The organism is Bacillus sp. ISL-78 (assembly GCF_018613455.1).
GTDB classification, from domain to species: domain Bacteria; phylum Bacillota; class Bacilli; order Bacillales; family DSM-1321; genus Peribacillus; species Peribacillus frigoritolerans.
Map to the genome: position 1 here is coordinate 627,672 of NZ_JAGGQC010000003.1, position 13,186 is coordinate 640,857.

Consider the following 13,186-nt stretch of genomic DNA (forward strand, 5'->3'; position numbering starts at 1 on the left):
TCATTGGAAACAAAAAAGAACTCCTCCTAATGGTGTTCGGATTCCGAATAGTAAGGTGAAGGTCGAAAACGCCGAATACTTGTGGTGAACGGCTGAGTAAAGTGCGGGTAAGTCGATAAATTGCTTCATCGGCCCAAGACAGTGCAACGGATCGAATAAAGAGCCCCCTTCTTTAGAGTTTTTTTACTGTAATCCTCATTGGATTGAAGAAATTTGCGACACTCCTGCCGAAAAACTGGCTAGCCAAGACACCACAGGCGCTTGCGCCGAGGAGGCTTGGCAGGCAGTCGGCGGAAAGGGAGCGGATTTCTGAAATCAACTAAACTTTTCAAAGAAAAAACTGCAGGCACACTGATTTTTCATCGAGTTTGTCTACAATCTAAAGAACTCCTCCTAATGGTGTTCTCTGCAAGTTTAAAAAATCGAGAAAATCAATACCTTCTTTAAACAACCCGGAATTTTTTAAAACGCTTCCATTATTAATCAAACATAGCGGCCTGCCTCAATATCTTCAAGGATTCTTGTCATGATTTTTGAAATCAAGAATAGCAATTACAAACATGCCAAAGCTTAGCATAAGGGAAATAACTTCGAAAGTACCCATTCATACATCGCCTCCTTATATCCAGCTTTTCCTGATCAGAGATTGTCCTATACAAGAAAAGGATGAAGCAGTGGCTTTTAAACAAAAATAAGCAAACCCAATCAGGGTCTGCCCTTGTACTCCATCCGAATTTCTTTTCAAAAGACGGATTGCTGTTAATAACCAAGTTTTTTTTCTACAACGTTCATTAGGGGTTTACCGTCAGAAAAAAGTTTTAAATTTCTCAGGAATAATTCCATCACACGATCTAGGTGCTTGGAAGAGTTGTAAGCGTTATGTGGGGAAACCATGACATTTTCCAGCTGCCAGAAAGGGTGGTCCTTAGGTAAAGGTTCTACTTCGAACACATCCAGAGCCGCTCCCGCTATGTGCCCATTGCTCAAGGAGTGAATTAAATCTTCATCAACAATCGTATTACCTCGGCCGACATTAATTACATAGCTGCCTTTTTTCATTTTATTTAAGCGTTCTTTATTTAAAAAATATGAAGTATCTTTTGTAAACGGAAGGGCCAAGACAACAAAGTCGGACCTGGAAAGGACATCATCCACTTGCTCCAATCCCATTATCAAATCAGCAGGTTCATATTCTGTGTTCCTCTTGGAGGGGTTCCGACGGCACCCAATAACGGTCATACCCAGTGCTTTACATCTCTTGGCTATCTCATAGCCAATATCACCATACCCAATTATCCCCACTGTCGCATTTTCAAGATCTTTCACTGGAATTTCAACCCACGTTTTGTTTATTTGATTTCTGATCATTGTCGGTACGCCTCTTGCTAACGAAGATAGCATCGCAATTGTATGCTCGGCTATCGGGACAGATGTACAGCCTTTGACATTGGTGATGATGACATCGCTGTTTTGTATATCTTCCTTCAGCATGGCCTCCACTCCAGCACTGTCTGAATGGACCCATTTAATCTTTGGAGCTTTTTTTATAATGTTAAGATTATCATGAAGCCCTAGCGTATATAGGATATCAAACTTTGTTAAATCAACCGTTGGCTGTGGTTCTGGTTCGCCGAATTCCCATGGCTCGACAACAACTTCTGAACAAATCTCCTTAAACTGATTGATGTATTTTTCCGGTATATCGACCCTGATATAAAGTGAAGGTGCTGTTTTCTTAGAAGCGGACATTATAAAACCTCCTCAGAAACCTACGATTCCTTTTTCCCTCTTTTACGGAAGGCAATCCGTTGGGATTATACCATGCCGTGTTTCATGGTCACTTCAAGAAATCTGGTTGCTCTTTTCTGATCCTTTCCCACAGAGGCTGGAAACTCAGCCATCCCTCATATTCCGTTCCCGTTTGTTCTGCAGTCAATTTTGCATACTCTTCTTCTATAAAAATCGGCTTACCTACAGATTCAGCCATTATCTGTGCTTGACATGAACGTTCCATCGTTATGAACCACCAAGCAGCTGAATCTACAGATTGGCCGACCGTTAACAATCCATGATTGCGGAGGATGACGGCTTTGTATTGACCTATAGCCTTAGCAATGCGACTACCTTCTTCGGATGCATAAACGACACCAGTAAAATCATCAAATAATGCATGATCATTGTAAAATTGGCAGGCATCTTGCGTAATCGGATCTAACAGTCTCCCTAAGGAAGACCATGTCTTTCCATAGACCGAATGAGCATGTGCCGCTGCAATCGCATCCGGCCGCGCTTTATGAATTTCAGAATGAATGGCAAAGGCAGCACCATTAACAGAATGTTCACCCTCCACAATATCACCTTTATGATTGACCAATATAAGATCCGAAACGGAAATTTGACTAAAATGCATCCCAAACGGATTGACCCAGAAATGGTCTGTATATTTAGGATCACGGACCGTAATATGGCCTGCTATCCCTTCATCGAAACCAAACTTTGAAAAAAGCCGGAATGAAGCTGCCAAACGTTCCTTCCGGTGATTGCGTTCTTCTTCCATTGTATTGAATGTTGCCGGTTGCAAGGAAATTGTCTTTGTCATATTTCGTTCCTCCTCGAATCTTTTTCCGTCTTTTTTCTGAAACATCAATTAGCCATGGTATCAGCTTTACCCTTTATCTCTTGCTTTACTTCACTTTCGTTTTTATGATCATTATTGGAACTTAAGAGAGTGATCGTAGTAATGACGACAAAACTAGTAGCGAGCCCGTACAGAATTGGTTGAGTGGAGGAAGGTCCATTAATCACCAATCCGACAATGATAACGATCATGCTAGCGAGAATCGAGTAAAATGCCGCTGTAGCCGTGACCCTTTTCCAAAAGAAACCAAGGATGATCGGAAAGAACACCGCACCGGATAAAATTGCGTAAGCTACATCCAATGCAACTAAAATATCTTGAATCCATATCGAAACGATTATGGTCATTACACCTATCGTTAAAGTTGTAATTCGGGATGTTTTTAAAAATTGCCGTTCACTCATTTTTGGACCAATATACTTTTTAATGATGTCATTGACAACTAAAGTGGACGAAGCAAGCAAAGTACCTGAAGCTGTGGACATAAGGGCAGATACCACACTCGCAATGACAACCCCCAATAGACCAGCAGGTAAAGTTACCATCGCTATACTGGTAAATGCATTTTGTGGATCGCCTAAATCAGGAAGGATAATAAAAGCGCACATTCCAATGATACTGATTGCAATCGCATAAAAAACACTATATAACCCCGCTCCAATCGTTCCGCCACGAGAAACAGCTTTGGTTCGTGCGGTGAATAGACGCTGCCAAATATCTTGGCCAACAACTACCCCGAGGGTAAATAATAGGAAATATTGAAAAATCGTCTCTCCGCCAATATTCCCTAACTCGAAATGTGATGCTGGGAGATTTTCTTTAAGCGAGCCCCACCCTCCTGCCTTAGAGATGCTCGTCGGAAGCATGATAAAGAAAATACCGATCGTCATGATGACGAATTGCACGACATCAGTCATTGTGACTGACCACATACCTCCTAATATTGTATAAAATAAAACGATCCCACCCCCGACTATCATGGAAACCGTTAAATTCCAACCAGCCAAAACATGTAAAATTGTCCCCATCCCTATCACTTGCGTTACAGTCAACATGAATGTATAGATAACAGAGACAAGGGCACTGATCAATCTTGTCTGAGAATTATAGCGTTTCTCAAGCATTTCACTGATCGTCAATACTTTTAAATTAAATATCTTATTTGTTAAAAACAGCCCAATAGCGATAATGCCGAGCCCGATCATCACCACTAGCCAAATACCGGATATCCCAAACTGATAACCTAACTTTGCTGTTCCTAGAGTGGAAGCCCCCCCTAATATCACAGCAGCTAAACAGGATAAATACATAAAATGACCAAGATTGCGTCCTGCGACAATGAAATCATCTGCTGTTTTTGCCCGTTTGGATCCGATTACTCCCACAATGATTAAAACAGAAAAATATAGAATCATGATCGATATATCCAAAATATGCATGTACACATCTCCTTTTGGGCTTGTAATGTTCTTATCGTTTTGTAAAGAGGGAAGAAAGGACTTTACCGCGTCCTTCCTTCTCTACAGTAATGAGGAAACTAATTATTAAGCTGCGTTTCCAAATCTCCGACTCTCTCTTTCTTTTCCATTTCCCCTTTTTTTGCGAGTGCGATGAGTGTGATGAATTCATAGACAATATTAGCAGCTGCGGCAGCCGTGATTTGTCCGTGATCGTATGATGGTAAAACCTCAACAAGATCGAATCCAACAAAATCTATATTCGTCAATCCTCTCACCAATGCTAAAGCATCATCAATGCTGGCACCGGAAACTTCTGGCGTCCCCGTCCCCGGAGCATAAACCGGATCTAAAAAATCAATGTCAAAAGATAAAAACACCGGACCATTCGCAACACGCTCATGAATGACCCTTAGCATCTTTTCGACCCCGATACGTTTATAATCGTTTGTCGTGTAAACTTCCAAACCTAAATCCCGGGCATCCTGAAGATCTTCCGGTCCGTACAGACCGCCCCTCATACCAATTTGAAGAGATCGCGATACATCGATGAGACCCTCTTCTATTGCACGGCGAAAAACGGTTCCGTGATTATACTTTTGGTCAAAATAACTATCCCAAGTATCAGAGTGAGCATCGAATTGAAGCAAGGCGACAGGTCCATGTTTTTTTACGATCGCACGTAACTCCCCTAATGTAATGGAATGATCGCCTCCCAATGAAATGGGAATGATCCCTTTTTCAATGACGGGGGTAAGCTCTTCTTCAATCTTTTTATATGTTTCAGAAATATACCCCGGGATGATCGGAACATCCCCATAATCAATTCCTGATATATAGTCAAAAATATTAATATCTTGTTCTGGATTATAAGGACGTAAAAGGATTGAAAAATCGCGAATGGCCTCTGGTCCGAATCTCGCACCCGTTCTAAATGATTGCCCGGAATCAAAAGGAATCCCCGTAATGACAAAATCCATATGTTCATCTACCCGTTCAACAAATGGGAGCCGCATAAACGTACGCACACCACAAAAACGGGGTGATTTGAATGAGTCTTTCGGTTGATACTTCATCATGTAACATCCTCCTAAATTCTAATTCTACTATTATTTTATTCACTCCACTGCAATTGCAGCTGTCCTACAAACTTCCATCTTTTCTAATAGAATGGCTATGGAAATTCTCTTCTTATCTATTACATAAGCAAGATTCAGGCCAACTATTTCGCTGTGGTATATGGGGCTTTTCATAATTTTTTTTCATTCACTTGATTAAAAACTTAATCATTTACTCGTTTATTGATTTAATTTTTGATTATTTCGACTTTTTGATTTATATTTTAATTAAACAGCATCCCAAAACCCAAAGGAGCGTAATGTATGTACGATGATATGCTGGAGGAAGAACTAAATAAGATTATTGAAACATCGAATAATAACATTCTCATTACCGATCAAGATGGAATCATCTTATATTCCAACCCAAAGCTTTGGGAGATTTATGGTATGAAAAGTGACTCTTATATCGGTACCTCCGTCTATCAATTAGAAAGCGAAGGTCTTCTCACACCTTCCATCAATGCGATTGTTTTAAAAGAAAAGAAAGCGAAGCGCATAATGCAAGAAACGAAAACGGGGCATGTTGTCATGTCGACTGGCTATCCCATTTTTAATAAGGAAGGACTTCTCGTTAGGGTAATCAGCTATGGTCAGGATCAAACAGAGATCCTGCAATTGCAGGATCAATTTGAACAATTACAACGAAAAGTTAAAGGCTATCAAACGGAAGTAGAGGATTTAAGAGAAAAAGAACTGGATAACCATTATATGATTGCCAGAAGTAATGAAACGAAGCATATCTTAAAAACGATCCATAATGTTTCAAAAACCGATGCCACGATTCTCTTATTAGGACCTTCCGGCGTAGGGAAAAGCACTTTTGCCCGTGCTGTTCATGACCAAAGCAACCGAAAGAAAGAACCCTTTATCGAAGTGAATTGCAGTACGATACCTGAAAGTTTGTTTGAATCAGAAATATTCGGCTATGAGCCAGGATCATTTACAGGGGCAAATAAGCAAGGTAGCCAAGGCCTTATCGAGCAGGCTGACAGCGGAACTCTTTTCTTGGATGAAATTGGGGAACTCCCACTTGCCATGCAAGCTAAATTACTGAAAGTACTACAGGAGAAAAAGATAAAGCGCATCGGTGGAAAAAAAGAAAACCATATTAACTTCCGCTTAGTTGCAGCAACTAATCAAGATTTGAAGGAGATGGTAAGTCAAGGTAAGTTTAGATTGGACTTATTTTATCGTTTGAATGTGATTCCCATCCAAATTCCTGCATTGCATGAACGTAAAGAAGATATCCCTCTCTTAATTCAACATTATTTAGAAAAAACCAATGATAAATACCAGAAATTCAAAAAAGTCCATCCATCGACTTATGAAGTTTTGACCCATTACCATTGGCCCGGAAATATACGGGAATTAGAAAACTTAATTGAACGGTTAATCCTGACCATCGAAGAGCCAATTATATTTCCCGAACACCTTCCACAATCCATAACAGGGCAGGTGGAACCCCCAGAAGATTCCACCTTCCTTGCAATCGAACAGGAATGTGAAGAGAATTTCGATTTAAAGAAGACATTGGAAAAGGTTGAAAGGCAACTGATTGCAAAAGCATGGAAAAAATGTAAAACCACATACGAAATGGCAGAACATTTGGGCATCAGCCAGCCAACAGTCATCTATAAATTAAAGAAATACAAAAAGTATTTGTAAATTCATCTGGACTGAAATCCCCTGTAATCCATGAATGGTCCTTAGCCTTTAGCCATAGATGCTATTCAAGCTAAGGGCGCATTTGAAACCTTATTTGACAGCAGTTCGAAGTGAAAACTATGGGGATTATCGACCATAATTCCAATAAAAAGGCCATCAAAAAAATCCACATTCCAGTTGATGGGATTCACATTATCACGTTTCCATTTTTTAATGTTACAGCTTACATTAATTCAAACGGATGATTGTCAGTGAAGCTCCTGCCTCACTGTATATGATCCAAATTTTGGATTCCCGGCCCTGTAGATCCGGTTGCTCCAAAAATTGCGGATGAACAAAACATCTTGCAGAACGAATTTTTCTTCTCATGGTTCCGCCTTTCATTACGACCCTGGATGGATCGACTTCATGTACTTTATAAGGAAATCCCGATATCAATTTTTCCCCCAGCAATGATATTTTACTATATCAATAGACTTGGAATTACATAACCTATCCCGAGATTTCATCAACAAAAAGAGGCACCCATAATGGGAGCCTGAATTTTAGTGAAGGTAAGCTATTATATGTGAACGGTAACCATTCCGTATCCTTATGCTAACAAGATGTTTGAGAAATGGGATATTACACCCAGTTACTTATTTGTCCGGAATTTAAAACAGGCTGGTTTAAGGTCAGTCATTTCACTGCCTTTTTAATAGCCTTCACTTCATATAATGATCCTTCAGAACTGACGATATATTCAGGCTTTGGTTTTCCTAGGTTTGCTTTATGGCCTGCGATATGGGCTTCACTCTTTTCCCACTGCTTCCAATGCGCCTCCGACTCCCAATTGATCATAATGATGACCTCATCATCCCCGCGTCGCACTTTTTTCACCATTACACTTAAATCGATGAACCCTTCCTGCTTTTCTATGATCCCTTCCCCACTGAACCGTTTTACTGCTTGTTCTGCATTACCTTCCTTTACCACCATTTTTCTCATCTGAACGAACAATATGAACAACTCCAATCGATATACTAATATTGAATCATTTTATTCGATAACGATTCTCATTGTCAATTAATGAGACTTTTACTTACGTGCACTACTTAAGACTCTGATTCCCAAAATAAAATAAAAAATGGATCAGGAAGTTTTGCATATCTTCCTGATCCATTTTATTGTCACTCACCTTTTATCTTTAAGACTTTTGGGAACATAGTCATTCAGTTTGTTAAATAAAGAAGTAATATAGGAGCTGAGTTCGAATCGATCCTCCTGAACAAATTCAACCAAAGACACTCCATTCTTTTTCATAACTTTTCCCCCTTTTAGTTTTTATCCCGGTGCATGAACTTTTCAGCCACCAATACCCTGCGAATCCCGCCATTAGCGCACTTACACTCTTCTCTCCATGGTTTCTTTATTTGATTATATAAGAAAGCGCTTACAATGTAAAATATTATAATACTATAGATTGCTATTTACTTAGTATGTTCCAGGTAAATGAAGTTTCTCTTCAGCATATTTATGGTTATCAGCTGTGCTGGCTTTTCAGTATACATTCCATATCATAACTACTTGTCTTGTTCACAGAGAATATTCAGGAAATGCCCTTCAATATTTCAGTTAAACGTAGGAACTCTTCCTTATCACGATTTCTTAATGACTCATCGATTTCTTTCTCGATTTGTGCTTTCCGGTAATCACTAAGGGCCTTTTTTAATACCATTTCAGCCATCTCTTCAGGTTCAAGCGATGTTCCTGGCAATTGCTTCTCCATACGAAACCAACTCCTTAACCTTTTTTCTATTATACTAAATAACTTGGAGATTATTATTATTTATTGAAATCTTATCCTTTCCTCTTTTTCATTTCCTTATCCACATGATTTCCACTTTGCCACTCTTCTATACACAAATATTTCTAAATATTCGGATTTCCAATCGGTAACACATTTTCTTTTTATCCACTTAGTCATTTTACCCGGGAAGATTGGATCGTTAATTTCCATTACTTTAGAATTAATTATATTCCATTACAGGTGAAGGAAGCTAAGTTATTTGCATCATTTTTTCAGAAAAGTCAGAAATATATTGACCGGCATGGATAAGCCCTCTAAAATAATCTAAATAATCCAGTTTATTACATATATTCATTTACCATCATTTTTGTTCATTTCGTCTTTATTTATCGTTGAAAACAATTTTGATGAAAAACTTAGCATTAAAGGAGCATTTATCATGAGAAAAAGTCGAGTTCTTTTCGCTAGTTTAGCGGGTTCCGTTATTGAGTGGTACGATTTCTATTTATACGGGACAGCAACGGGCCTGGTTTTTACAACGCTATTCTTTCCCAATCATGATCCAGCGATTTCACTTCTTCTCGCCTTTGTCACATTCGGGGCTGGTTACGCGGCCCGTCCAATCGGCAGCATCCTGTTCGGACATATGGGCGATCGCATCGGACGGAAGGCAGCACTCATGTTCACCCTTATTGGTATGGGAGGGAGTTCAATGCTAATCGGTGTTCTGCCCACTTATGCCCAGGTTGGGTTGGCCGCCCCCGCCATCTTGGTGGTGCTGAGGTTGATTCAAGGAATTTCCTTGGGTGGTGAATGGGGCGGAGCCATCCTATTGGCAACGGAATCTGCTCCTAAAGGTGTCCGTGGGTTATATGGATCCATTCCCCAACTAGGGGTCCCCATCGGCTTGGTTGCCGGTTCGTTCAGCCTTACCCTCATCAGTTCCTTGACAACCGATGCCCAATTTTTATCTTGGGGTTGGCGGATTCCATTCCTTTTAAGCGGTGTACTGATCGGATTGGCAATTTGGGTAAGGAGTGGCATTGAAGAAACGCCGGAATTTAAAGCGCAGAAAGATAGCGGCGATCTCGCGAAAGTTCCCATTATTGAAACGTTGAAACACGATTGGAGAAGTGTGCTGCAGGTGATCGGACTAAAAATTGGGGACGGCTTCTTCAATGTATTCATCATGTCCTATGTTCTCGTCTTCACTACACTGTATTTTGGTTATTCCCAAGATTCAGCTCTTACCGGTTTAACGATTGGCTGCGCTACAATGCTGATCACCATTCCTGTCATTGGTTATATTTCAGATTTCATCGATCGAAAAATCATCTATTTTGGGGGCCTGACTCTCCTTTTCGTCTTGGCCATCCCATATTTTACAATGATTGGGCGTGGGGTTGGCTGGTTCTACATGATGCAGGCAGTTGTACTCGGCATCATCTGGGGAGCCATATTTTCTACACAAGGGACATTATTCTCGGAGCTCTTTCCAGCCAAGGTCCGCTATACAGGATTATCTGTCGGTTATCAGGTCGCGGCGGCCATTGCAGGTTTCGGTCCGCTCATTTGGACCGCCATGGCGGAATCATATGGCCCATCCCCTTTGGTATTTGGCGGATTCATGATGGCAGGTCTCGCGATTTCCCTGGCGCTTTGTATATTATCCCCGCATTTCAGCAGAAGGAAAGAAAAGGATCAAACACTCAAACCACATGAGCTGGATTTGAACTGATTCTAAAATCTCGGGCATGAGTAATAACAGAGGCTGTGTGTCCTCTCACTCGGACAAGCGGCCTCTGTTTTTTAGAAGGCATATACCACCCTATACTTGTTTATTTCCTACAATCTCCAAAAGATCAGTGAGCGTACGGATTTCATATGTGGGCTTGATTCCCAGATCATTATCCTTTTGATGGGGATTGTACCAGCATGTATCCATTCCATAATTCAAGCCGCCCTGTATATCTGAAGTCAAGGAGTCACCCACTATCAACGCTTTCGATTTACCCGTGATCTTTAACTTGGAAAAAGCATAATCAAAAATTCCTCTATCAGGCTTCTGAAACCCAGCCTCTTGGGAAACTATCAAGGTCTCAAATCTAGTGCAAAGGGCTGAACCACCGATTCTTGCTGTCTGCACTGCCGTGAAGCCATTTGTTATAATAGCAAGCCGGCATCCTCCAAGCTTCTCGCAAACTTCTATAGCCCCGGGAAGAAGATGTATTTCCTTTCCCAAATGTCCCAGGTACGCACGGCTGAACTCATCCGCATCCATATCAAGCCCATACTTCAGGAACAACCGCTTGAACCTTTCCACTCCCAGAATGGTTAAATCTATCTGCCCCTGTTCCAAATCCCTCCATAATACCTTACTGATTTCTTGGTAACATTCCGCATAATCCTCCGCCCCTGTTGGCAAACCGAACTCTAAAAAAGCTTCATGCAGTGCATTCTTTTCCGATATTCCAAAGTCCAGCAAAGTATCATCAACATCAAATAAAATAATTTCGTATTTCATCGCTGCCCCCATAATCATTTTAGTCCAACTTAACACATTTCCTTTATTTACGTATCGAAAATATATACTGAAAGCTTGGAAAACTACAAAAAGGATAGCCCAAAGTTAAATTTAGATAATAAATCATAGGATAGTTAGTCCAGTATGAGGGCTAACTATCCTTTTTCATTTACATAATTGACTTGAAAAATAAAGATTGAATATATGGTTTTATATGTATAAAATGGAATTAAGGGACAGAACGTTAGTACGGTTTTTAGATAGAGGACATAGCCTCGGTGCGAGGACAGCACTCCGCAGAAACGATAGTTTCGAGGACCTTAACAAAACAACAACGGGAGTCTCTATGGGTAGAACTACTATCAAAAATAATAATTAACGGGAGAGTGTACTCATGAGAGTGGAGGAGATATCTGTTAACAATGGAAAATATTATCTTCTACTGGATACATATGGTTTGCCTGTTGAATCTGTTGCAAAGTATATGAAGTACCTCCATAACAAGGAAAGTAGCAGCAACACTTTAAAGACTTACTGTACAGCTTTGAAATTTCACTTTACATACTTAAAACAAACAGGTATTGATTATCAGCAGGTGAACTTTGAGAATTTATCTAACTTCGTTGCTTGGCTTAGGAATCCATATGAAAGCAATAAAGTTATACCACACAAAACAGTACCAGCTAAACGCAGTGAATGAACGGTAAACAACTACCTTACGGTAGTTACATCATTTTATGATTACCTATACCGAAACGAATTAATTGATTCTGATATTGTTGAAAAACTAATGAAAAAGGTGTTTGTAGGTGCTGGCGGAAACCGATACAAAGGATTCTTACATCATGTAAATGAGGGCAGATCACTTTCTAAAAATGTTCTTAAATTAACTGAACCAAAAGAAAAAGCAAAGGTACAATATGTGCTTTAGTTTTCAATCTATCAAAATCACCTTCTGTTCCTATATGTACATCTTTATCACCGACTTTTAACCAAAATCCTCCTCGTCCTTTAAGAGATTCGGGTTTTTCGATTTCTTGTAAACCTAAAATACCACAATAGAAATTTTTAGCCTTTTCTTCAGTCTCCTTTGGAATAGTTATCTGAACGTGATGTAATTTTTTAATCATTTTATCACCCCTGTGAATTCAAATTTTTCCCAAAACTTCCCCTTTAACAAAAGGATACTAAACTTCCAAAGTAAATAAAATTTTATATTATTTATAAAAATACATAAGAATCTCTTACGGTTAATGTTTTATATTTATAGTTACATCTTCAATTAACCTGCCCCGATAATTGCATAAAGATAAAGCTACCCTAAAGACAGCTCTGATCTTCAGCTAACGCACATGTAGTTCAACAAGGATATTTATTTACCTAATTGTTGATTAAAGATATTTACTGAATAGAAACTTTTATTAACTAGACTATTTCCTATTTGTTTTATAACACCTGCATCACGAAGTTCTTCATTATCAAAGTTCACGAGGTCAGACATATTTACCCATTTAAAGTCTATAATTTCATCTTCTTTAATATCTAATGATCCTCCAGTAACTTCTCCAGTAAAATGAAAAAGAACAACTTGATTACCAGCACTACTGATAAAGTTATAAATACCAGTAGTGGTAGTAAGTTCCACATAAAACCCTGTTTCCTCTTTTACTTCCCTTCGGGCTGCATAGAGAATGTCTTCACCAGACTCAATTCGTCCACTAGGAAAATTCCACTTATTCATTGCACTGGGTTTATTTTCTTTTATCATTAAAACTTCTCCATCTTTGAATAATGATACACTAACTACTAAAACAATCCCATTTTGAGCCATTTTTTTCTCCTCAGCATTAATATTTAAATACTCCTCACTACTTTTTCTCTTCTAAATAAACATTTTCCTTGTTGAACTATCCTGCCCCGATAGTTCCATAAGAAAAGGAGCTGCTGATCAGCTCCTGGTAATGAAGTAAAGCACCCGTTAGCCATCCATGA

General features: G+C 39.5%; 13 protein-coding genes and 1 pseudogene. 3 read left to right on the forward strand and 11 right to left on the reverse strand.

Features of this window, described 5'->3' with window-relative positions:
• Window positions 1-511 precede the first annotated feature (511 nt).
• The 5 genes from J7I96_RS28755 to speB form a co-directional block, all read right to left on the reverse strand.
• A complete protein-coding gene (locus tag J7I96_RS28755; protein WP_220126990.1) occupies window positions 512-604 on the reverse strand; it encodes a putative holin-like toxin in 93 nt (30 codons plus the stop codon).
• A 155-nt stretch (window positions 605-759) separates the two neighbouring features.
• On the reverse strand, window positions 760-1,749 hold the full coding sequence (locus tag J7I96_RS05425; RefSeq protein ID WP_214925351.1) for a D-2-hydroxyacid dehydrogenase: 990 nt from the start codon (window positions 1,747-1,749) through the stop codon (window positions 760-762).
• 88 nt (window positions 1,750-1,837) lie between these two features.
• Window positions 1,838-2,644, reverse strand: coding sequence for a class II aldolase/adducin family protein (locus J7I96_RS05430; RefSeq protein WP_285289463.1), 807 nt, complete (start codon window positions 2,642-2,644; stop codon window positions 1,838-1,840).
• On the reverse strand, window positions 2,644-4,077 hold the full coding sequence (locus tag J7I96_RS05435; protein ID WP_214925343.1) for a sodium:solute symporter family protein: 1,434 nt from the start codon (window positions 4,075-4,077) through the stop codon (window positions 2,644-2,646). The genes J7I96_RS05430 and J7I96_RS05435 overlap by 1 nt, the downstream gene beginning before the upstream one ends.
• Window positions 4,078-4,175: 98 nt before the next feature.
• Entirely contained in the window at window positions 4,176-5,174 is a 999-nt protein-coding gene (speB, locus tag J7I96_RS05440; protein WP_214925329.1) for an agmatinase, read from the reverse strand.
• 303 nt (window positions 5,175-5,477) lie between these two features.
• Between speB and J7I96_RS05445 the strand changes: the two genes are divergently transcribed.
• Entirely contained in the window at window positions 5,478-6,881 is a 1,404-nt protein-coding gene (locus tag J7I96_RS05445) for a sigma-54 interaction domain-containing protein (protein ID WP_251029091.1), read from the forward strand.
• Window positions 6,882-7,109: 228 nt separating this feature from the next.
• Here the strand turns inward: J7I96_RS05445 and J7I96_RS05450 are convergent, their stop codons facing one another.
• From J7I96_RS05450 to J7I96_RS05460, 3 genes are all read right to left on the reverse strand, one after another.
• The gene (locus J7I96_RS05450; RefSeq protein ID WP_214925326.1) at window positions 7,110-7,319 is read right to left on the reverse strand and encodes a hypothetical protein; all 210 of its coding nucleotides are present in this window, start codon (window positions 7,317-7,319) and stop codon (window positions 7,110-7,112) included.
• Between the two features lie 240 nt (window positions 7,320-7,559).
• Window positions 7,560-7,880 carry an antibiotic biosynthesis monooxygenase gene (locus J7I96_RS05455; protein WP_214925325.1) on the reverse strand — a complete coding sequence of 107 codons (321 nt, stop codon included), beginning with the start codon at window positions 7,878-7,880 and terminating at the stop codon, window positions 7,560-7,562.
• A 589-nt stretch (window positions 7,881-8,469) separates the two neighbouring features.
• Window positions 8,470-8,649, reverse strand: a complete 180-nt coding sequence (locus tag J7I96_RS05460) for an IDEAL domain-containing protein (RefSeq protein WP_214925321.1) — start codon at window positions 8,647-8,649, stop codon at window positions 8,470-8,472.
• Window positions 8,650-9,109: 460 nt separating this feature from the next.
• Here J7I96_RS05460 and J7I96_RS05465 point away from each other — a divergent pair, with 460 nt between their 5' ends.
• The gene (locus J7I96_RS05465; RefSeq protein WP_214925320.1) at window positions 9,110-10,408 is read left to right on the forward strand and encodes an MFS transporter; all 1,299 of its coding nucleotides are present in this window, start codon (window positions 9,110-9,112) and stop codon (window positions 10,406-10,408) included.
• Window positions 10,409-10,498: 90 nt separating this feature from the next.
• Here J7I96_RS05465 and J7I96_RS05470 read toward each other — a convergent pair whose 3' ends face one another.
• Window positions 10,499-11,194, reverse strand: a complete 696-nt coding sequence (locus tag J7I96_RS05470) for a YjjG family noncanonical pyrimidine nucleotidase (RefSeq protein ID WP_214925318.1) — start codon at window positions 11,192-11,194, stop codon at window positions 10,499-10,501.
• A gap of 394 nt (window positions 11,195-11,588) precedes the next feature.
• On the opposite strand from J7I96_RS05470, the gene J7I96_RS27885 reads away from it, so the two are divergent.
• Window positions 11,589-11,894 carry a site-specific integrase gene (locus J7I96_RS27885; RefSeq protein ID WP_251029092.1) on the forward strand — a complete coding sequence of 102 codons (306 nt, stop codon included), beginning with the start codon at window positions 11,589-11,591 and terminating at the stop codon, window positions 11,892-11,894.
• A 217-nt stretch (window positions 11,895-12,111) separates the two neighbouring features.
• On the opposite strand, the pseudogene J7I96_RS05480 reads toward J7I96_RS27885, so the two are convergent.
• Window positions 12,112-12,324, reverse strand: a pseudogene (locus tag J7I96_RS05480) (VOC family protein); the annotation flags it as partial.
• A gap of 242 nt (window positions 12,325-12,566) precedes the next feature.
• The gene (locus J7I96_RS05485) at window positions 12,567-13,025 is read right to left on the reverse strand and encodes an NUDIX hydrolase (RefSeq protein WP_214925316.1); all 459 of its coding nucleotides are present in this window, start codon (window positions 13,023-13,025) and stop codon (window positions 12,567-12,569) included.
• Window positions 13,026-13,186: the final 161 nt, after the last annotated feature.

Bases quoted from the DNA above. Each gene is read 5' to 3' on its own strand.
- J7I96_RS28755 (WP_220126990.1), bottom strand. From the start codon at position 604: ATGGGTACTTTCGAAGTTATTTCCCTTATGCTAAGCTTTGGCATGTTT.
- J7I96_RS05425 (WP_214925351.1), bottom strand. From the start codon at position 1,749: ATGTCCGCTTCTAAGAAAACAGCACCTTCACTTTATATCAGGGTCGAT.
- J7I96_RS05430 (WP_285289463.1), bottom strand. From the start codon at position 2,644: ATGTTTCAGAAAAAAGACGGAAAAAGATTCGAGGAGGAACGAAATATG.
- J7I96_RS05435 (WP_214925343.1), bottom strand. From the start codon at position 4,077: ATGCATATTTTGGATATATCGATCATGATTCTATATTTTTCTGTTTTA.
- speB (WP_214925329.1), bottom strand. From the start codon at position 5,174: ATGATGAAGTATCAACCGAAAGACTCATTCAAATCACCCCGTTTTTGT.
- J7I96_RS05445 (WP_251029091.1), top strand. From the start codon at position 5,478: ATGTACGATGATATGCTGGAGGAAGAACTAAATAAGATTATTGAAACA.
- J7I96_RS05460 (WP_214925321.1), bottom strand. From the start codon at position 8,649: ATGGAGAAGCAATTGCCAGGAACATCGCTTGAACCTGAAGAGATGGCT.
- J7I96_RS05465 (WP_214925320.1), top strand. From the start codon at position 9,110: ATGAGAAAAAGTCGAGTTCTTTTCGCTAGTTTAGCGGGTTCCGTTATT.
- J7I96_RS05470 (WP_214925318.1), bottom strand. From the start codon at position 11,194: ATGAAATACGAAATTATTTTATTTGATGTTGATGATACTTTGCTGGAC.
- J7I96_RS27885 (WP_251029092.1), top strand. From the start codon at position 11,589: ATGAGAGTGGAGGAGATATCTGTTAACAATGGAAAATATTATCTTCTA.
- J7I96_RS05485 (WP_214925316.1), bottom strand. From the start codon at position 13,025: ATGGCTCAAAATGGGATTGTTTTAGTAGTTAGTGTATCATTATTCAAA.